The organism is Acinetobacter gerneri DSM 14967 = CIP 107464 = MTCC 9824, from assembly GCF_000368565.1.
In the GTDB taxonomy this organism is placed as follows: Bacteria; Pseudomonadota; Gammaproteobacteria; order Pseudomonadales; family Moraxellaceae; genus Acinetobacter; species Acinetobacter gerneri.
In genome coordinates this window covers 262,216-283,451 of the sequence record NZ_KB849537.1, presented here as the reverse complement: position 1 = coordinate 283,451, position 21,236 = coordinate 262,216, and the positions used below count along the sequence as shown (strand labels likewise).

Below are 21,236 nucleotides of genomic sequence, written 5' to 3'. Positions count from 1 at the left end.
TTAAAACATATTATTTTTATTTTTTAAATATACTGGTTAAAGTATATACATGTTTCGTGGTGAGAATGGAAAAATGAAAACACAACATGATGTAAATACCAATCAATATCAAGATAAATCAGAAGCTTATTTACATAGTCAAGTTCATGCTCAAGGTGTCGAATTTGCTAAAATGCGTGAATTATTACAGAAAAATTCCTTTAAAAAGGTGCTTGATTTGGGCTGTGGTGGTGGGCATGTCAGTTATCAGGTTGCTCCGATCGTTGAAGAAGTTGTTGCTTATGATGTGACTCAGTCAATGGTTGAAACTGTATTGAAACACGCAAAGCAGCAGGGTTTAAATCATGTGACGGGTCAAGTCGGTTGCGCTGAACATCTCAATTTTGCGCCTCAATCTTTTGATTGCATTATCAGTCGTTACTCTGCACACCATTGGCAAAATGTTGGGCAGGCAATGCTTGAGATGAAACGTGTTTTGTCAGAGCAAGGTAAAGTGATCATCTTTGATATCCTTGGTCAAAGTGACCCGATTTTAGACACTTTTTTACAAAGTATTGAGATGATTCGCGATCCGAGCCATGTCCGTGATTATAGCTTGCAAGAATGGTGTAACTTTGCCGAGTATGCAGGATTTCGCATAGAAACCATAGAAAAACAAAAGCTTGAACTTGATTTTTCAAGTTGGATTACACGGATGCAAAGCCCAGATCATGCGGCAGAAACGATTTTGTATTTACAGTCCAAAGTATCTGATCGAGTTCGTAAATATTTTGATATTCAAGCAGATGGATCATTTTGCAGTGAGGCTGTATATTTAGTTTTGGGGCAAGCATGAACTACGAAAATGAAAATACATAATAAAATCGTTTGCTTGTTTGCAGTTTTTTTAACTTTGATGGCTTGTAATAAATCGCAAGATAAAAAAACTGCAGCAAGTGATACAGGACAAATTTCTGAAAATGAGCGTTTGCAATATCAAAAGTGGCGAGAAAAGAATGCTGTGCAATTGGATGAATATTATCAATATATTTCATCGAAAATAAAGGATGCACCAGAACCATATTACTTGGTATATACAGGGCATAGTATGCCTAAAAAATGCGAGGAATTTCGCTATGCTATTCCTCCAAAAGCAGACTGGCTACACTTGGTTAAAAGCTTAAAAGTGATTGAACAATTACGTGAACAAGGTGTGTTTAAACAATATCGAATTATTTCGACTTATCGCAGTCCTGAGATGAATACATGTGTGCGTGGTGCCAAAAAAAGTAAGCATATGGCCAATTTTGCAGTGGATTTTAAAATTATCGACCAAGACGCAGACTTAGAAAAAAAACATAAAAAAACGACTCAACAATTGTGTGAATTTTGGAGGAAAAAAGGGCCAAAGCTCAATATGGGATTGGGGATTTATCCACGCCATATTTATCATATTGATACTGCTGCTTTTAGAACTTGGGGTGGAAACTATAAATCTGATTCATCACCCTGTATGCAGAAATAATGAATTGGATTACATTGAAAAAAATTGTTGTATTTTGAAATAAAAAAATGCTGTTTTTTTGTGCAGAACTGCTAAGCTAAAACGATAAAAATAAACATAAGCAGGAGATGCTATGAAGATACGTACGCTATTCCTCATCAGTATCGTCGCAGTGGTTGGTGTGGGTTGCGATAAAAAGGAAGCGAAAACAGATACACAAAGTCGATCTATGAGTGTTGTGGGTGTTCCAGTTTATGATCACGATTTTAAATTGGGTGATCGTCAACTCAGCGCTCGTGAAAATATTGATATAAATCAACAGTAAATTTTGCAAATAAAAAGCACATATGATGTGCTTTTTATTTTTTAATAAATTGAATTTTATAATGATTTTTAGGATTAAGTGCGACAGTAAACAATTGAAATGATGTGCTTAGCTGAAAATATTAAGCATTTTAAAAGCAACAAAAAAGAGAAATATAAAATGATATTTTCATATGCATTTCATCAATGAGGCTGTAAAATACCTGAAATTTTTGTACTGGAGTAAATTTTGGACTCGCTTATTATTTTAGGCTCGATTGCTGCAGCATTGATGTTAGGTGCAATCAGTCCCGGTCCAACATTTATTTATGTTGCAAAAAATTCGATCGCAATTTCACGTAAACATGGTTTGTTTACAGCCTTGGGTACAGGGACTGGTGCTGCATTATTTGGTTTTTTAGCCGTAATTGGATTACAAGCGGTTTTATTGGCTGTACCGTCAGCGTATATCGTGCTTAAAGTTTTTGGTGGCTTATATTTACTTTGGTTGGCATTCAATATCATTCGTCATGCCAAAGAACCTGTAGAGACGCATACTGATAGCAAAACACAAATGAGTTATGCCCAAGCTTATCGTTGGGGGCTATTTACCCAGCTTTCTAATCCTAAAATTACGATTATTTTAGCCAGTATTTTTACTGCACTTTTACCAAAAGAAATTCCTACGTATTTTTATTTTGTGCTACCGATTCTGTGTTTCTTTATTGATGCAGGATGGTATTCATTGGTTGCTGTTGCATTATCAGCTGAAAAACCGCGCCGAGTTTATCTGAAGTTTAAAAAAGTTTTTGATCGAGTCGCTGGTGGTGTGATGACCTTACTTGGATTGAAATTAATTTTTGGGATGAAATAAGGATATTTTACTCCTCCTCATTCGAGAAAATGAGTTAGATAACTTACAATCAGAGAAGAAAAGTTAAAGACACATCTTTAGAGAAACAAAGTTAAAACGACACTGTTAAAGCAACATATTCAGAGAAAAATAACGTGAAGAATATAATCATTTTAATTGCAAGCTTATCGATCTGGATGACTCCTGCATTTGCACAAGACAAAGTTTTGGCACAAGCAGGAGACGTGCAAATCATTCAGAGTAACTGTACCAAAGATGAACAACAATGTGATTTTATAAAAAGTTATCGTGGAAAACATTCATATTTAATGAAGAATTGGTCGGGAAACGCAAACACTTATAAATTTTCAGATAAACTGCTGGGTATGACATTTAGTTCAACAGGTATCAAAACTTTATTTATAACGATTAATGATCAAAATCAGCAGTTTAAATATGCTTCGCTGCTTGGAATAGATGATAAAAATAGCTGTTTTATCACTCAAGAAACCTACAATAATGAAAAAGACTCGATAGTGTTTCGTAAAACATCAGACCAAAAAGTATTTTTTGTGATCAATAAATATACAAAAAATGTAACAGGTTTGAGCCAAGTTTTATATTCGAGTTTTGATCCAGAGGATCATCAAACTTTTAATTTTAATTATGGCACGATGATTGATAATGAATATGCTTCATTTGATATGACCGTGAAAAATGCATGTACAAAGCCGAGTATTCAAACTTACTAAAACTTTAATGATAAATTTTTAAGGAAAATAACGTGATAAAGCAACTATTATTAGCAAGCTTCGGTCTTGCACTTTCTATGAATACTTTAGCTGAAATCGAAAGTAAAAATACTCGATTTGGAACTTTTGAGATTAAAGAAAATCCAGATACAGGAGCTGAAACTGCTTATTTTAACAAGAAAATGATTAACCCCCTGATTGAGGGAAATAACAGTTTAAGTTTGGTTGGAAAATATCAAATTGGTGGTAGCGATATCCTTTTGGTTCAGGATAATGGTGGTACGGGTTGTCCTGCCGAGCTCTATTTCATCAATATTTCTCAAACGAAAGTGCCTGTGGTATCTCCTCGTTTTGGATCATGTTCTGATCTTATTGATGTGGTTGCAAATAAAGATAAAATTATCGTAAAAATGCCAGTCTTTCTAGGAATACCTGAAGATCCTGCTATGGTCAAAAAACTAGCAAATAAGAAAGTGACTTATGAATATGATGGTAAAGTTTTAAAAGAAAATGGAAAGCTTTTTAAACGCAGTGAATAAGGCTAAGCTTGTTTGATATTTATAAAAATGAGGATTTACTTTAAACGTTTATCCTCATTTTTAAGCTTTGAAAGTTGGAAATTTCTGCTTTTTCGCCACTCTATATATGCACATAACATAGCGCTTGGTATCACGACGACAAAGACAAAAAAAGCAGTAATCATCAACCATTTTTCATCAAAAATACTGAACAATACCAGTGGTGACCAAATCATCCCAGCCAAAAATCCTTTGTAAAGCACTTGTCCTTGCGTTTGTTCAGCAAGATTGTTTTTGATCAGTTTATAGAAAATTTGTTGTGTGATGAATGTTGGAATAATGCCTATACAGTAGCCGAAAATTAACGCGATCAGCATATAAAGTAGCATTGGAATTATGATTGAAGGCGTGACTAAGCCATGTAAAAAGCGTATGGGATCATTGGAACATATCCAAATATGCATACTAACAACAATGAGTATCGTAGCAAATAATGGCCCATATTTTGTGAAGCTATTAAATTCATTATTCTCATTTTCCATAAGCGTTATATTCTTTATTTTTTTCTAAACTAGCATAAAAAAGACCTCAAAAGAGGCCTTAGCATTTATTTTTATAGATTATTTGAGCAGACCAATGACTTTCATTTTGGCAATGTTTTCTGCGCTCCACTCAACAATTTCAAAATAACAGTCTTCACTCATTTTCAATCGTGATTGGAAACCTACAGATACAGGTGTTTTTTCTTGTGCGACTTCTACATTATTTTTTCGTGCATTTTCCAATACTTCATCAACATTTTCTACAACATATACGGCTTTGGTTTTTGCAACAAAATCAGGCTGCGCTTTGTCAGTTGCAGTAATCGAGTATAAACCTAAGCTATTTCGTACAGAATAAACGGTAGACTCTGTTGGCGCATGATCAAATTGAAAATCTATTTTACCTTCAAACACTTCAGTTAATGTTTTAAGTAGATGTGCTGCTTCTGCTTTAGCAACGAAAATACGTACAAATGGACCCGCTATAGTTTTCATTTTATTACCATATGATGTTGTTGGAATATGATAATTATAAAGTTTTTTTTAAATAATAATAATAAAGTTAAATTACAGGATTGTATGTCCTATTATTTGTGTGAATATTCATAAAAAAAGACTTCCGAAGAAGTCTTTTTAGCTCATTTTAATGAGTGTGATTAAGATACTTTATCACCTGGTTTAGCGCCGCTATCTGGCGAAATGATAAAGATACCCTCACCATTGCCTGCCGCAAGAACCATACCATTTGAGATACCAAAACGCATTTTACGTGGCGCAAGGTTGGCAACCAGTACCACCAATTTACCTGTTAAATCTTCTGGTGCGTAACTGCTACGAATGCCACTAAAGACATTGCGAGTTTCTGCTTCACCCGCATCTAAGGTCAATTGTAAAAGTTTGTCCGAACCTTCTACAGTTGCTGCCTCTACAACTTTTGCGACACGTAGATCAACCTTCAAAAAGTCTTCAATACCAATGATTTCTGCTTCACCAATTTTAGGTTCAGCTTTTTTCTCTTTGGCTTTTTCAGATTTCTTCTCAGCTTTTGCAGGAGCAGGCGCTGCCAAAGAATCCTTAGAAGCATCGACCATTGCAGCGACTGCTTTAGGATCGACACGTTGCATCAATGCCTCAAACTGCGCAATCTCATGATTGATCAGTACATTTTGACGTGAAGCAAAATCAAAGCTTTCAAGCTTCAAGAAATCCTGAACTTGTTTTGCAAGAGTAGGCAACACTGGCGACAAATAAACAGCTAACTGACGGAACAGGTTGATACCAACTGAGCAAACATCATGAACTTGTTGTTCTTGACCTTCAACTTTGGCAAGCGCCCAAGGTTTTTTCTCATCGATATATTGGTTAGCACGGTCAGCGAGTGCCATGATTTCACGAATAGCTGTAGAAAATTCACGTGATTCATATGATTTTGCGATTGAATCACCTGCATCAATAAAGCTTTGAACCAATTCAGCTTCAGCACAAGTATTTGAGAGTTTATTATCAAATTTTGTATTGATAAATTTTGCACAACGGCTGGCAATATTGACAACTTTACCGACCAAATCAGAGTTAACTTTTTGCACAAAATCATCTAGATTTAAGTCAGAATCTTCAACTTTATCAGAAAGTTTAGATGCAAAATAATAACGTAAATATTCAGGGTTTAAGTGCTGTAAATAAGTTTCAGCTTTAATGAATGTACCACGTGATTTAGACATTTTTTGACCATTTACAGTCAAGAAACCATTTACAAATAAACCCGTTGGCGTGCGGTAGTTTGCACCTTCAAGCATTGCAGGCCAGAACAGTGCATGGAAATAAACAATATCTTTACCAATGAAGTGATAGACTTCATTTTTAGAGTCTTTTTTCCAGTAGTCATCAAAGTTTAAGTCTGGACGTGTAGTTTTGACGTAGTTTTCAAAGCTAGACATATAGCCAATCGGCGCATCAACCCAAACGTAGAAATATTTGTTTGGCGCATCTGGGATTTCAAAACCAAAATATGGCGCATCACGAGAAATATCCCAATCAGTTAAACCAGCGTCAAACCATTCATCCAATTTATTGGCGATAGATACGGGTAAACGACCTTCATCACGCGTCCATTTTTGTAGATATTGCGCAAAATTTGGCAATTTAAAGAAGTAATGATCAGATGATTTTTCAACTGGTGTTGCACCGCTTAAAGTCGAGCGCGGGTTGAGTAATTCGGTCGCATTATACGTTGTGCCACAGACTTCACAAGAATCGCCATATTGATCTTCAGCTTTACATTTTGGGCATGTGCCTTTAATAAAACGATCTGATAAAAACATATTTTTTTCAGGATCGAATAGCTGAGTGACAGGGCGAATAGCGATATTGCCTGCTTCACGGTTTTTCAGATAAATGTCTTCTGAACGTGCTTTATTTTCATTGCTATTGGTTGAGTCATAGTGATCAAAATGCACGCCAAATCCATCAAAATCACGGATATGTTCTTTTTGAACATTGGCAATTTGTTGTTCTGGTGTGATGCCATTTGCTTCTGCACGAAGCATGATCGCAGTACCGTGCGCATCATCCGCACAAACATAAGTCACATTATGTCCCATTGCACGCATAGCACGAACCCAAATATCAGCTTGGATATAACCGAGTAAGTGACCCATATGGATGGGACCATTGGCATAAGGTAGGGCATTTGTGACTAAAATATTTCGCACGGATATAACTCTCTTTCTCAAAGTTAATGCAAGGCTAATGATTTTACATGACTTAGGCTTGATATGCACAAATGAATCAGTGAAATCTTTTCAAATATTAATATTGCCCAGTAAAGTGAAAATCTTAAAGTTTCTCTGGGTACAAAAAGCGTGGAGATTTAATTTAGGAAATTATGTGCATTGCATAGCAATTTTACAGCGCTATGTTTGAAAAAAATATGAGAAATTGCAAATTTTATTTTAAATAAATAATTAAAAAATAACATGATTTTTCAATTTAACAAAACTTAAACTCAGGCGCATACTGCTTGCGAATTTCAACATAGAAATGAGAAAGCGATGAAAAAATTAATTTGGGGATTGTTGTGTTGTTGTGCAGGCTCGGCAAGTTATGCAAACAATGATGTTCATTGGGGCTATCAAGGGGAGGTCTCAGCAGAACATTGGGGCGCGTTAAGTGATCAGTATCAATTATGTGCGACAGGTAAAAACCAAAGTCCGATCAATATACAGGGGACTTACCACAGTACAGATCAACATCCGATCCAGATTGATTATGCAGAAAATCCTGAAAATATAGTCTTTAATGGACATACTGTGCAGGTCAATGCAAAAAATAGCCAAAATAATAAAGTCACAATTGACGGTGAAAATTATTATTTAAAACAATTTCATTTTCATACACCAAGTGAAAATACAATTGATGGCAAACAGTTTCCTTTAGAAATACATTTTGTAAATGCCAATGCACAGGGACAATTGACTGTTTTAGCTGTGATGGTCGAAAACGGACAAGCCAATCCTGAATGGACTAAATTGTGGAAAGACTTTAAAGCGCAAGAAAATCAAACTAAGCCGATAACGAGTCAGATACAGCTTCAAAATTTATTGCCAACAACACGTGAATACTACCGATTTTCAGGGTCTTTAACGACACCACCGTGTAGCGAGGGTGTGAATTGGATTGTATATAAAAATCCAATTACGATGTCTCAGGATCAGATTCAAATGCTGCAAAAAGTACTCAATTTTCAGCACAATAATCGTCCTGTCCAAGTGCAAAATGGAAGAATCGTCATAGAGGACTAAATCCATTTCAACGTATTGAATCGTGATCGCAAGGTGTCAATTCATCAGTTGCCATAAAAAATATCCAAGTGATGAATTGACTAAAATGCTCATCCGTAACAGTTCGTATGGTATTTATTGCAAATTGCTTTTTTTGGTTTATTTCACATGAATTATCTATATATATAAAAGATATGTTCCGCAGTGAACCCAAAATTTTTCATTTGAACTAATCAAGAGGGTAATGCAATGACTGATAATAAAATTGATGATTTGAAACAAAAAGCGTCAGAGTTAGGCGATGATCTTAAACTTAAAGCGAAAGAAGCTCAGCTCCAAGGGGAAAAGGCACTTGATGATTTAAAACATAGTGCCCAAGAAGCAAAACTTGAAGGTGAAAAAAAGCTGACTGATTTAAAACATGATGTAGAACAAAATCATGCGGAGGACAAAGCAGCTTTGAATGAGCATTTGGATGAAGCCAAAGAGAAGGCAGCAGATGCCAAAGCCAATGCTCAAGAAAAGTTTGATCATCTTAAAACAGAAGCTGGACACAAGTTAGAAGAAGCAAAATTAAAAGCTGCAGAGTTAAAACATGATGCTTCAGTTAAACTTGATGAGTTAAAAGAGCAAGCCAGCGCCAAATTTGATGAACTGAAAAAAGCGGCTACGGATAAGATCAACTCTTTTAAGAAAGATGATCAAGGCTAAATAACAGCACTACAATTGTGAGAAAGAGACTCTTTTTTCGGAAAAGGGTCTTTTTTTATCAGTAAAAAACTGAATATAAAAAGAATAACCAACTAAATAACTAGGATTTATAAGTAGATTCAAAAAGCTTGATCAAACTGACCTTACCCAAATGCTTTTTTACCGCTAAACTATAGCGACTTGGCAGCATATTTGGAGTAACTCTATGTCTTGGCTTTCTTCTTTAAAATCAGTTTTTTCACCAGCAACGGAGGTGAAGGAAGAGGAAATCCAGCAAGTTCTACAAACTTATATGCTACCGAACTCCGAAAATGCCTTGAAAGATCGTATTACTCAAATCAACGTAGAAGGGCAAGTTCTGCAAATTACCATTAACACTTTCCCTGCAGAAGCAGATGATCTGCAAAAAATCCATGATGATTTGGCTGATGCTTTAGAAAAATGCGGGATCAATGAACTCAATATGCATGTGATTCAGCAAAAGATCCAACTCGGTGGCGATGATGGACATAGCTGTTCAAATCCAAAACATTCACATGAGCATTCACACAATCAGCCCGAAAATAAAAATCTACCACCTGTGGTAGATGCTTCGCCTAAGGTTGAAGAAGATCCAAATAATCCACCGATTCAAAAAGCTGCACCACAACAAAGAGATGTACCTAAACATCCAAGAATTCAAAATGTTATCGTCGTATCATCAGGCAAAGGCGGTGTCGGTAAATCGACAACTACCGTCAATATCGCATTGGCTTTACAAAAAATAGGGTTGAAAGTTGGCGTGTTAGATGCCGATATTTACGGTCCAAGTATACCAACGATGCTCGGAAATGAAGGCAAAACGCCCAAGATAGAAGGGGAAAACTTTGTTCCTCTCGAAGCGTATGGTATGGCTGTTTTGTCGATTGGACATTTGATTGGCGCGGTCAATACACCAGTGGCTTGGCGTGGTGCAAAAGCAACAGGCGCGATGATGCAACTCTTTAACCAAACTTTATGGCCTGATTTGGATGTGCTTGTTATCGATATGCCACCGGGTACAGGCGATATCCAGTTAACTTTGGCACAGCGGATTCCTGTGACAGGAGCTGTGATCGTAACGACTCCGCAAAACGTTGCATTGATGGATGCAGTAAAAGGAATTGAGCTATTTAATAAAGTAAATATTCCCGTGATTGGTGTTGTAGAAAATATGTCGACACATATTTGTTCAAATTGTGGTCATGAAGAACAAATTTTTGGTACAGGTGGCGGCGATAAACTTTCTGAACAATACCAAATTCCACTTTTAGGTCGACTACCTTTAGATGTGAAAATTCGTGAAAATGTTGATGCAGGCACGCCATCAGTTATGCTAAATGATGAAATTGCTGAAAAATATGTGTCAATTGCTCAAAAAATAGCTCAAAAGTTGCCTAAAGTCGAAAAAGACCAAAAGCGTATTTTCTGATATAAGTAGATATGACAAACAGCTCACGAACTGAGCTGTTTATAATAAGGGATACCTGAAATGCTGAATCTACTCAACAATAAAGTTTTTATGAGCGTCGCAAATACTGCTAATGGTGATGTAAATAGTGCAACGCGTTTTTATTACAACCAAAAAAATGGAGTAGTTACGGCAACCTATTCTGGTGGCTTTGTTGTTAAAGGTTCGATTATTGGCAAAATGTTGGATGAATATAATTTTGAAATTTGCTACCAACATTTGACTGTCGCAGGTGAGTTAAAAGCGGGTCACTGTAAGAGCAAAATTAGTTTACTCGACAATGATGTCATCAAAATTGATGAAACTTGGAAATTTTTAACAGGCGATCAAGCTGAGGGTACTTCTGAATTGGTTGAAGTTGTATTGAATTAAGTACAATTGATCACAGAAAAAGCCTCGAATTTTATGATAAAAGTCGAGGCTTTTTTGTCTAAAATTTGATGAAATTCGGAACGATGATCTGTATTTGAATGAGTAACATGACTATAAAATAGTAATGGAAAAATAATTTATAGCGGGGGCTCCAGCCTTTTTTCTCGCTTTTTTGATTTCTGTATAACTTTCCAATTCCAAATAATTTTTGTAATAAAGTAGGCTAAAACTGCTGTAATAAATGCTTCTATCAACATGCCAGTAAGCAGTATTTTAGCCAGACTTAGATCAATATGTCCATGCCCAAAATTTTTAATCCAATGCACAATCTGATGTAAAACACCCAGCAACATTTCTTTATTGATCATGTGAACATGATAGATCTTTGTACCCATCCAAAAAGCGATATATAAAATCGGAAGGATAGTAAAAGGATTCATGATCCAAGCAAGCATCAAACTGATCGGAAGATTTGCATCAAATAAAATGGCACAAATTACAATCAAAATACTGTGAAAAGGAATAGGTAACATTCCCCAAAATGTTCCGATCAACATTGCGCGGGATATAGATTTTTTATTGACATACCAAAGCACAGGATTTAAGGCACTATCGCCAAATATCCTGAGAATTTTAGATTGACTTAATTTCTCTTGCGAGGGTAGCCAATCTCGAAAAAAACGCTTTGTCATAGACAATCGTATCTTGAAAAAAGTGGGTTATTCTGCACTAAATTGCAGATAAACTAAAATAGTTTGCATGCCTTCACCTTAAAGTTTTCACTATCACTAGGTCAAGTTTTCGCTGATTGAAGCTAATTAAATAGATGTAATCAATAGATTTTTTTTGTTGAAAATAGTCTATATTTTATACGGTAAAATTCATTAATTTTTCAAATAAAATCATTTTATCGATAATTTGGTTTAAATAATAAACATTTGTGACCAATAAGTTCTTTTGGATTAATTATTTACAATATTTATTAATTTATTGATATTTAAATAAATATTTTATGGTTTAAATCCAAATTCATGTCCTATTACAAATATTTTTTTGCTAAGTCTAGGCAACTCATTTAATCTCTGCGCAACTCTATTAGAGGTTACTCAATGATTTCATGGTTTTTTATAGGACTAGTGATCACTATTTTACTTACACCGGGTCCGACCAATACGCTTTTGGCCTCATCAGGGATCCAAGTCGGTGTACGTAAATCTTTTCAGCTTATTCCAGCTGAGGCTTTTGGCTATCTTATATCGATCACGATTTGGGGAATTTTGATTGGAACAGTATCCAAAAAATATCCGATGATTCCTGTGATTTTGAAATTATTTAGTGCAACGTATATCTTTTTTTTAGCGGTAAAACTTTGGCGTACAGCTAAAAATCAAGTTGATTTAACGATGCCAACCATTCGTGCGCGTGAACTTTTTACAGCGACTTTGTTAAATCCTAAAGCACTACTTTTCGCTTCTGCTATTTTCCCTGCGATCGTATGGAGAAGTTCGAGTGAATATGTGGCGCATATGCTGACTTTTTTAGTATTAATTATTCCTATTGCATTTTTTTGGACTTTTATTGGTTCAATCTTGTGTTCCAATCAAATTCAGTGGTTAAATCAAACCAATTTACAAAAGACAGCCTCAGTTGTTTTAGTCGGATTTTCGATTCCACTCAGTTATTCAGCACTATTAAGTCTTTAAATTATTTTAAAATTTTAGAGTGAAAAAAGGCTTTTGATTGGTTCTTTTTAGTTTTGCTGTCGGCATTTATTTGAGCCTACTATCGGATGCTGTTTTGATGATAAACATTCCTTTCAGGTGCGTTTTACGTTAAAGTACTACGCAATTATCGAATTAAGCTTTTGGATTAAAAACATGTCAATTAAGTCAGATCGTTGGATTCGCGAAATGAGCGAAAAACACGGCATGATTGAACCTTATGCAGAAAACCAAGTGCGTTATGATGCAAATGGCGAGAAACTCATTTCTTATGGCGTTTCAAGCTATGGTTATGACGTTCGTTGTGCGCGTGAATTTAAAGTTTTTACCAATGTTCACTCTGCGATTGTTGATCCGAAAAATTTTGATGAAAATAGCTTTATTGATATCGAATCAGATGTTTGTATCATTCCGCCGAACTCTTTTGCTTTAGCGCGTACTGTTGAATATTTCCGTATTCCGCGCAATGTTTTGACTGTTTGTTTGGGCAAATCGACTTATGCGCGTTGTGGGATTATTGTCAACGTGACACCACTTGAGCCTGAGTGGGAAGGTCATGTTACGCTTGAGTTTTCAAATACAACCAACCTTCCTGCACGTATTTATGCGGGTGAGGGTGTAGCGCAAATGTTGTTCTTCGAATCTGATGAAGTATGTGAAACTTCATATAAAGATCGTGGTGGTAAATATCAAGGTCAAACAGGCGTAACTTTACCTAAAGCTTAATCGAAAATTGAGTTGTGTGAAGCTTAGCCTAAGCTGTTAGTATTTAAAATGGAAAAGCAAGCCCTTAGAGCTTGCTTTTTTTTGTCCAGTTTTAGTTTAAATAGAATTCGGATTATTCAAAAAATAAAAGTGTGATCAGTTTAACATTTTTAAAAAATATATATTTTAGTAAATCTAATGAGTTTTGCTTAATTGTATCTATATTAAATATAATATTTTAGAATAATTTAAAAGTCATTGTCCTCCGTCGCTTTTTAAAAAAAAATTAAGGGAGTGGTTCTAAATAGGTGCTATAAAAGCAAGAGGGAATAGTATCTTTCAAAAATAAATGTGATGAATATCGCATGAATAAAACAATGAAGATATTAAGAAATGGACGATTGAGGGCTTTAGCGATGTTTAAATTAAATCAATTTAATATTGCTTTATTTTCACTGAGTATGGGTTGTTTTGGTATTGCTTATGCAAATAGCAATCTAGTTGCTTTGACTGATGAGCAATTGGCAGCAACAACAGGGCAGGCATTGATGAGTTTGGGTTATCTAGCACCAACAGATAGCGCCAATCCGATGAAAAATATTACTGGCTCAAACAATATCGGATTTTATAAACTCGGTTTAGAAGCAGAGCTTGAGTTAAATGCTAATATTAAAAATCTACAATTGGGCTGTGGTGGGGTAAACAACTCCGTCAAATCTGATAGTTGTGATATTGATATTAAAAACTTATCTTTGAGTGGTTTGCCTGATTCTTATGATGGCAATGGAAATCCTGTGTATAACAATGGTCGTGCTTCGACCAGTGCAACATTGACGAATCCGTTTATTGAGTTTGCGATTAGTAATCCTGACAAATCCTCTACACGAGAAGTGAAGGGCATTCGTTTTAGTGCCGAGAAAATCAATGCTTTACTCACAGCTGGTCTTGCCAATAGCACAAGTGCATCGACGACTGACGGGATTCAAACTCTGAGTGGTTTTATGCAAATTGCACAGACTTCAGGAACGGCCAGTACCAAACCAATTACTTTTGGTAATGCCTCTGGTCAGGCAATTAACGGCTATGCAGATGTTTCAGGTTTAACGGATGTACATTTTGATAGTGATCCGAGCAAATCTTCAGGCATCACCATTCCTTCGGTCAGTACAGGTTTTACGGTCAATGCTTTTACTATCAATGGGGTGCGTAAAACGCAGGCAGAAGTGCGAAATATTCGTACTACAATTTCAAGTATTCCTATTGCGCCTGCGGTAGGCAATACCACAGATACTACATTTGCCAATGATAAGCTTTATGTCAATCTCAATTGTACTGGGAATACGGGTTTTTTATGTGGTTTGGCAACAGGATTGGTTCCAAATACGTCATTTATCATGGATAAAGGTTCTGATATTTCAAATCTTTCTTTATCGATTGATTTTTTTCAGTCTTTGAGCATGATTCACAATATTCCATTGACAGGAAATGGTGGATATTTATCTTTACAATCCACTGCACTTTTATGGCCGGGCGCAACGATTGCATCAGGGGATACAGGTATACGTGATTTGAGTAGTATGAGTGCAAATACGGATGTCGCGAGACCTGGTTGGTGGATGTCGTTTTCAAACCCAGTTCAATTAGGACAACTCAATGTTCAACAGCAAGTGGATATCAGTGCTGTTTTACCGCAAGTGGCGACTTTAGTTTCAAACTATTTGAGTGCGACGGATGCGAGTGGTAACAATATCAACGCTCCTTATGTAAATTTTGGACAAGTGATTGGTGCACTGGTGGGTTCACCGATTTATTCCAAATTGAATGTTGACTTGGGAAGTTATACAGCAACTAATCCTGCAAAATTGGTTTTGACCGATCAGCAACTTAAAAACCAAGGTGTGGTTGCCAATTGTTATGGTGGTTTAAAGTTCTGTTAATTCGATTTTAGTTTATTAGAAAATAAAAAACGGCATTACGCCGTTTTTTTTTGATTTAAATATATACGATAAAAATACAATCTATATTTGTGCTTACTGTTTAGTTAATCTAAATGTTTTAATATTGGTTGAAATTTAAGTGATTTAATTCTTCTTTTTAAAGTAATGTTGGTGTATATTTTGAGATATATATCACATTATTTGTTTGATATTTATTTTGATTTGATTTTTTAGATAATTTACGGGTAAATATTATTAAGTTTTGATAAAAATTTTTTAATATTTAGAAATATCGTTTAGATCGTAGTTAATATAAAAATAGGTAAAAAAAATGTTGAAAGCTAAAGGAATAGTTGTAGGGACTGCACTCTTTTTATTTTCTCATTTTGCTGTATCAGCTGCACCGAGTTTGATACAGCTAGATGATGCAGAGCTAGCCTCTACAACGGGGCAAGCGCTTATGAGTTTGAGTTATTTAGCGCCAAATGACTCAGGAAATTTGATGAGTAAATATAGTCAAAACTCAAATATCGGTTTTTATAAGTTGGGTTTAGAGGCGGAAATGGATCTTAATGCCAACGTCAAAAATCTACAATTGGGGTGTGGTGGTGTAAATGGTGCAGGACGCTGTGATATTGATATTAAAAATTTATCTCTCAGTGGTTTGCCTACAAATTATGATCCAAATAGCTCATCTAGCCCTGATTTCTCGTCCACTCCGCGTGCTTCAACGAGTGCGAAACTGTCAAATCCTTTTATTGAATTTGCCATTAAAAACCCAGATAAAGCTTCAACACGTGAGGTGGCGGGTTTAAGGGTAAGTGCAGAAAAAATTACAGGTTTGTTGACGGCCGGTATCAATAACGGTTCTAGCCCTTCAACAACAGACGGTATCCAATCTTTGAGTGGTTTTATGCGAATAGCAGGGACGACAGGGGATGTTTGGACTAAACAAACGTTGTTTGGTAAAGATTCTAATCAAGCAATTTCGGGCAATGTCGATGTTACATTGTTTGGAAAGCATGGATTTACCAGTATGCCCGGCAGTTCTGATACGACAGGGATTACTGTACCAAGTATGAATGTACCATTTACGTTGCCAGCATTTCAGGTCAATGGTCAGCGTCAAACTGCTGCAGTCGCACAAAATGTTCGTGCTGTTGTAAATGAAATTCCAATCGCAGCAGGAAGTTCTGTTCCAAGCTCGGTCTACGCCAATGACCAATTGAATGTGCAATTGAATCCATGTGTGAGTTTGATTATTTGTATTATCCGTGAAGCAAAATTTAAAATGGGTGAAGGTTCAAAAATTACTGGTTTAAATATGGATATTACTTTTCAGCAATCCTTGAGTATGTTCCATAATATTCCATTAACTGGCAATGGTGTTTATTTGGCTTTGCAGTCAAGTAGTATTCTTTGGCCTGGAAGTTATGTAGATCCAAGTGACGCAACTAAGACAAGCTTGGCATCTATGACGAGTAGCGATATTGCACAAAAGGGATGGTGGATGTCTTTTGCAAATCCTGTGCAATTAGGTTATCTAAAAGCAAATAATCAAGTTGATATCAGTGCAGTACTACCACAAGTGGCGCAGTTAATCACAAATCAATTGGCTGGTCAGTATATTCCAGTTTCTTTAGCAGATGGTATCGGGGCTTTAACAGGCAATCCAATCGTGAAAACTTTGGTTATTCCGTTGAATGATGCAACCTCGTCAAATCCTGCAACACTTATGTTGCAAAATCAACAGCTTGTAAATCAAAACATTACACCAAATTGTTATGGCGGTTTAAAATTCTGTTAATGTTGCTTTGCTGTAGCTTAAGTTTAATGATTTTAAAGCGATCTAATCGATCGCTTTTTTATTAGGGATTGTTTAGTGAAGGTAAAAAAATAGCATCGCCATTTGTCGGTTTTATTTTGATGAGGGAAAAGGGTGCTTTTTAACCAACTACTTCAATTTTAAATAAAAAATAAAAAATAAAAACTGATGGTTAAACGTAATTTATTTACTTTTATCTGAAATAGTTCATATGTACTTGTGTTTGCTAATTTATGGATATAGTGTGATATAAGTCACATTATTTTTTATTAACCGCAAATAGGCTAGTGCTATTCAACGCAACTTATATCTGTCGATTATAAAAAATAGATAATAAAACGGCCTCACAGGATGTTAGGTCGGTAAAATAAAAATTAAGGGAGTTGAATCAGATGTTTAAGCTCAATCCAATCAATTTTGCTCTATTGATATGCGCAAGTACTTTTTCTATATCTAGTTTTGCAGGTTCTGATTTACAAAAAATGTCAGATCAAGAGTTATCTGATATGACTGGGCAAGCATTGATGAGCTTGAGTTATCTAGCGCCTACAGATAGTGCTAATCCAATGAGAAATATTTCAGGATCAAACAATACTGGATTTTATAAATTAGGTTTAGAGGCTGAACTTAGTCTCAATGCGAACATTAAAAATTTACAATTGGGGTGTGGCGGAATTAATGGTGCTGGAGCTTGTGATATAGATATCAAAAATTTATCACTGAGTGGTTTACCTGATTCTTATGATAGTAGTGGTAATCCTGTTTTTAATAACGGTCGTGCCTCTACTTCAGCATCTCTGACAAACCCTTTTATCGAGTTTGCGATCTCTAATCCTGACAAAGCCTCTACCCGTCAAGTAACAGGCATTCGCTTAGGTGCTCAGCAAATTAGTGCGTTGTTAACAGCTGGATTGGATAATCTTTCTCAAGCATCGACTACAGATGGTATTCAGAGTTTAAGCGGCTTTATGCAAATTGCATCAACAACAGGTTCTGCAAGCACTAAAGCGGGGACATTTGGTTTGTCAAACAATCAAATTTTAAGTGGTTATGCAACAGCTTTAGGCTCAACTGTTAAATTTACAAGTGACCCATCAAATAGTTCTACAACTGGGATCACGATTCCAAGTGTATCTACTACATTCAATATTCCAAAGACGACAGTGAACGGTGTAAGACAGGGATCAGTTACAATTAACAATATACCCGCTTCTGTGGGTGTGATTCCTATTGCGGCAGATGGAAGTTCAAACTATCCAGCTTCGCAGTTTGCAAATGATGCATTGATGGTTAACTTAAGTTGCGATAGTACGACGGGAACAGGCTTATTTGGTTGTGGCGGGATTACTTTATTGGCATCAAAAGCAAAATTCTTGATGGCGCAAGGTTCAAATATCCAGAATGTGAATTTGTCAGTTGATTTTATACAATCTCTAAGCATGATTCATAACATCCCACTTACGGGTACCGGCGGATATTTGTCTTTGCAAAGTAGTCCTTTGTTATGGCCGGGTGCGACGATTGCATCAGGGGATAGTAATCTAACAAGCTTGAGTGCAATGAGCTCAAATACAGATGTAGCACAAAAAGGTTGGTGGATGTCTTTTGCACAACCAGTGCAACTAGGAACATTAAATGTTCAAAATCAAGTGGATATTAGTGCTGTATACCCGCAGGTTGCTGCGTTGGTTACACAGTTTTTAAGTAAGCAAGAAAACTATCCTGCGCTTGATGCGGGACAAGCAATTGGTGCTGTATTTGGTGTGCCAATTACCCAAAAATTGAATGTTGATTTAGGTAGTTATACGAAAGCCAATCCTGCTACATTGACGTTGATGAATCAACAGTTAGTAAATCAAAAAGTAGTCACAAACTGTTATGGTGGTTTGAAATTCTGCTAAAAACAATTTTATACAAAGACACTGGATTTGCTTTACATGGAGTGAAATTGGTTGATGAATCTTCATTCATCGGAAAAATGACCAATTTCACTGTTTATTTTTTGAGTTTAAAGAATTTGTTGCTATTATAAAGTGTGATAAAAGTATCATTATTGCCATTGTTCAGGAAAGATCAGGCAGTTTGAGCATAGAAATAAAATAATATGGTGCGGAGCATCGTATAAATAGGAAGGTCATGATGACTATACTCAATTATACGGTAAATTTTAAAAAAACCGTTTTATCTAGTTTTATTGGTTTAAGTATTTGCCAATCTTGCTTTGCGCTTGAAGCTTTATCAGATGACCATTTGAGCGAAACGACAGGTGAGGGTATTGCGATACTTCCACAAGATGCCTATATGGTTTTTCGTGGCTCAGGTAACGGTAATGAAAATGCCACTGATTTGTTGGCAGATCGTTCCAATGATATTGGTAATATCCACTTTTTGCCTGTTGGTCCATTGTCACAAACAGCTTTGAATGGTGGGGTAAAATGGACATCTGGCGGCGTAACAAAAACACATTCAGTAGGTAAAGCAGATCTCTATCTCTATGGCTTAGCCTTGTCTAAAGCGGATAGTGATCCCAATAGTCGCCTTGCATCAACAGCTGCTGCCGCAAAAATTACCAGTTGGGGAACTGCAGAAAACCCTTGGTTACTCAAAGTTGGAACACAAAATAATGTGCCAAACTTCGATCCAAAGGCAGCCGCTTGTACGTCTACTTCGGCAAATTGCCAAGTGCCATTTTTGGCGCTTGAAGCCCCTCTATATGACAAAGTCGTACCAACAGATCCAGCAAAAGGAGCAGATGCTTATCATTTAAAATTGGCAACATGGGCTGATGCTTTTGTACTTGATCAATCAAAATCACCAACAGATCCAAATTTGTATGCACTTGGTGAAACGGCAGGTTCTTCAGATGCTAACCGTGCCAACCGATTACGTATTCAGCTGATTTGGAATGACTTTAGTATGAATGGTAGTCGCATACAATTGTTCCAAACATTGGGCGGCGCAAGTAACTCCAATGGCATGAGCACCTTCTATAACAACACATTAGGGATGTCTGGTGTACTTCGTTTTAATACTGGCGATTCTTCAAACGTCAAAGCAACAATTAAAACAACACAAAATAAAGGTGCAAGCACCGAAACCATGGTGAATGATGGTTCAACATATAAGGTGAATGGCGTTGCGACATCTTGTGGTAATTCTGGTCAATCTTCCGCACCTGCATACGGACAGGCTGGTTGTCAGTATCAAGTTAAAAAAATAACTAGAACAGATACTTCAACATCGACATGGACCGCGCCAAGTTTGACTAAGGTACTGCGTTTGAGTACTCGTGAAACATCAGATACTCCTTTGTTGACCTCACCCGCATTTAGTGGGGGGACTGCTCCAACATTTGATCCAAATGAAGGGTTATTTCTATATAACACCAATGTCAACTTAGTTTTAGGTTCAACTTATCAACCTTTAACTTTAGGTTCTGATGGTAAAAACTTTACGATTGAATTGGCACGTATTCCAAATAAACCAGAAGTCTACACGCAAATTTATACGCGTTATGCAGGAGATACAGGAGACTCAGGTGTCGTTTATCGTGGTTCAACGTGTAATGTTTATCAGTGTGGGACGAGTGGTATTGCTGGTTATCAAGGCAATAATGCGCCATTACCAACCAGTGCGACCAGTGGTACTTATTACAATGCAACACATAGTAGCATTTCGATTGGATCGACGAATTATGATTCAACCAATAATATTTTAACTGCATATAGTGGACCAGATGCAATCGGTGTGTCATTTGGTGCATTGACATCTACGACAAATACAGTGACTGCAAACTATCTAGATCTTCAGCAGCGTTATCGTGCGCAGCGTGATCGGACTTGGTATTGGAACTGTGGTAGTTTCTGGGGAGCTTGTAGTAGTAAGGTTGTTTCTGATTGGGTTTATCAAAGTGATACAGGCGGTACTTTATCTACTCTAGATCCTGTGAATGTTTCTACTGCATGTAATGGAACGACTTCTATTGGAGGCTGTAAAGGTGATACTCCTCCAGCAGATAGCGCCTTATTGCCGTCAGTTACAAATAGAACATGGAATTCATCAAATGCTATTTGGACTTCAGCAAACTCAACTGCTCAAAGCCTTGCAGGAAACCCAACCATTAATGCCGCACCTAGCAATGTCACGATTAGTGCACCAGTAAATATGCCGAGTAACAATTTTGGTTCAGCCGTGATTGATGGCTTGCTGATTCAGCATATGAAAATAACAACCAAAGGTCTGTAGG

20 protein-coding genes and 1 pseudogene are annotated in these 21,236 nt (G+C 36.4%); 16 read left to right on the top strand and 5 right to left on the bottom strand.

The features are described 5' to 3' along the window. Positions 1–49: 49 nt before the first annotated feature. Positions 50–631: pseudogene (locus tag F960_RS03000) on the top strand (class I SAM-dependent methyltransferase); the annotation flags it as partial. A gap of 55 nt (positions 632–686) precedes the next feature. Here F960_RS03000 and F960_RS23195 read toward each other — a convergent pair. Then, positions 687–794, bottom strand: a complete 108-nt coding sequence (locus tag F960_RS23195; protein ID WP_373430217.1) for a DNA polymerase III subunit chi — start codon at positions 792–794, stop codon at positions 687–689. Positions 795–844: 50 nt separating this feature from the next. Here F960_RS23195 and F960_RS02995 point away from each other — a divergent pair, with 50 nt between their 5' ends. From F960_RS02995 to F960_RS02975, 5 genes are all read left to right on the top strand, one after another. Further along, positions 845–1,504: a YcbK family protein gene (locus tag F960_RS02995; protein ID WP_004857312.1), complete on the top strand. Its 660-nt coding sequence runs from the start codon at positions 845–847 to the stop codon at positions 1,502–1,504. Between the two features lie 112 nt (positions 1,505–1,616). Further along, on the top strand, positions 1,617–1,808 hold the full coding sequence (locus F960_RS02990) for an NF038215 family lipoprotein (protein WP_004857307.1): 192 nt from the start codon (positions 1,617–1,619) through the stop codon (positions 1,806–1,808). Between the two features lie 228 nt (positions 1,809–2,036). Next, the gene (locus F960_RS02985; RefSeq protein ID WP_004857304.1) at positions 2,037–2,660 is read left to right on the top strand and encodes a LysE family translocator; all 624 of its coding nucleotides are present in this window, start codon (positions 2,037–2,039) and stop codon (positions 2,658–2,660) included. Positions 2,661–2,794: 134 nt separating this feature from the next. Beyond that, positions 2,795–3,391, top strand: coding sequence for a hypothetical protein (locus F960_RS02980; RefSeq protein ID WP_004857302.1), 597 nt, complete (start codon positions 2,795–2,797; stop codon positions 3,389–3,391). A 77-nt stretch (positions 3,392–3,468) separates the two neighbouring features. Beyond that, positions 3,469–3,930, top strand: coding sequence for a hypothetical protein (locus F960_RS02975; RefSeq protein ID WP_228681420.1), 462 nt, complete (start codon positions 3,469–3,471; stop codon positions 3,928–3,930). A 35-nt stretch (positions 3,931–3,965) separates the two neighbouring features. Here the strand turns inward: F960_RS02975 and F960_RS02970 are convergent, their stop codons facing one another. The 3 genes from F960_RS02970 to metG form a co-directional block, all read right to left on the bottom strand. Further along, a complete protein-coding gene (locus F960_RS02970; RefSeq protein WP_004857297.1) occupies positions 3,966–4,451 on the bottom strand; it encodes a hypothetical protein in 486 nt (161 codons plus the stop codon). 78 nt (positions 4,452–4,529) lie between these two features. Further along, positions 4,530–4,946, bottom strand: coding sequence for a hypothetical protein (locus F960_RS02965; RefSeq protein WP_004857295.1), 417 nt, complete (start codon positions 4,944–4,946; stop codon positions 4,530–4,532). 161 nt (positions 4,947–5,107) lie between these two features. Then, complete coding sequence (gene metG / locus F960_RS02960) at positions 5,108–7,162, bottom strand: methionine--tRNA ligase (protein WP_004857293.1); 2,055 nt, start codon at positions 7,160–7,162, stop codon at positions 5,108–5,110. Positions 7,163–7,501: 339 nt separating this feature from the next. Here metG and F960_RS02955 point away from each other — a divergent pair, with 339 nt between their 5' ends. The 4 genes from F960_RS02955 to F960_RS02940 all read left to right on the top strand — a co-directional run bounded on the left by F960_RS02955 (position 7,502) and on the right by F960_RS02940 (position 10,802). Further along, on the top strand, positions 7,502–8,251 hold the full coding sequence (locus F960_RS02955) for a carbonic anhydrase (protein ID WP_004857289.1): 750 nt from the start codon (positions 7,502–7,504) through the stop codon (positions 8,249–8,251). A 228-nt stretch (positions 8,252–8,479) separates the two neighbouring features. Beyond that, a complete protein-coding gene (locus F960_RS02950; RefSeq protein WP_004857288.1) occupies positions 8,480–8,941 on the top strand; it encodes a hypothetical protein in 462 nt (153 codons plus the stop codon). Between the two features lie 205 nt (positions 8,942–9,146). Continuing rightward, a complete protein-coding gene (gene apbC / locus F960_RS02945) occupies positions 9,147–10,391 on the top strand; it encodes an iron-sulfur cluster carrier protein ApbC (protein WP_004857286.1) in 1,245 nt (414 codons plus the stop codon). 60 nt (positions 10,392–10,451) lie between these two features. Next, on the top strand, positions 10,452–10,802 hold the full coding sequence (locus tag F960_RS02940) for an avidin-fold protein (RefSeq protein ID WP_004857284.1): 351 nt from the start codon (positions 10,452–10,454) through the stop codon (positions 10,800–10,802). A 137-nt stretch (positions 10,803–10,939) separates the two neighbouring features. Here F960_RS02940 and F960_RS02935 read toward each other — a convergent pair whose 3' ends face one another. Then, the gene (locus F960_RS02935) at positions 10,940–11,500 is read right to left on the bottom strand and encodes a DUF2062 domain-containing protein (protein WP_179943804.1); all 561 of its coding nucleotides are present in this window, start codon (positions 11,498–11,500) and stop codon (positions 10,940–10,942) included. Between the two features lie 411 nt (positions 11,501–11,911). Here F960_RS02935 and F960_RS02930 point away from each other — a divergent pair, with 411 nt between their 5' ends. The 6 genes from F960_RS02930 (at position 11,912) to F960_RS02905 (ending at position 21,235) form a co-directional block, all read left to right on the top strand. After that, positions 11,912–12,505, top strand: a complete 594-nt coding sequence (locus tag F960_RS02930) for a LysE family translocator (protein ID WP_004857279.1) — start codon at positions 11,912–11,914, stop codon at positions 12,503–12,505. 174 nt (positions 12,506–12,679) lie between these two features. After that, the gene (dcd, locus tag F960_RS02925; RefSeq protein WP_004857276.1) at positions 12,680–13,249 is read left to right on the top strand and encodes a dCTP deaminase; all 570 of its coding nucleotides are present in this window, start codon (positions 12,680–12,682) and stop codon (positions 13,247–13,249) included. Between the two features lie 395 nt (positions 13,250–13,644). Then, positions 13,645–15,165: a hypothetical protein gene (locus F960_RS02920; RefSeq protein ID WP_004857273.1), complete on the top strand. Its 1,521-nt coding sequence runs from the start codon at positions 13,645–13,647 to the stop codon at positions 15,163–15,165. A gap of 331 nt (positions 15,166–15,496) precedes the next feature. Then, positions 15,497–16,972: a hypothetical protein gene (locus F960_RS02915; protein ID WP_004857269.1), complete on the top strand. Its 1,476-nt coding sequence runs from the start codon at positions 15,497–15,499 to the stop codon at positions 16,970–16,972. Positions 16,973–17,382: 410 nt separating this feature from the next. Continuing rightward, entirely contained in the window at positions 17,383–18,891 is a 1,509-nt protein-coding gene (locus tag F960_RS02910) for a hypothetical protein (RefSeq protein ID WP_004857266.1), read from the top strand. Between the two features lie 238 nt (positions 18,892–19,129). Continuing rightward, positions 19,130–21,235, top strand: coding sequence for a hypothetical protein (locus tag F960_RS02905; protein ID WP_035374076.1), 2,106 nt, complete (start codon positions 19,130–19,132; stop codon positions 21,233–21,235). Position 21,236 lies beyond the last annotated feature (1 nt).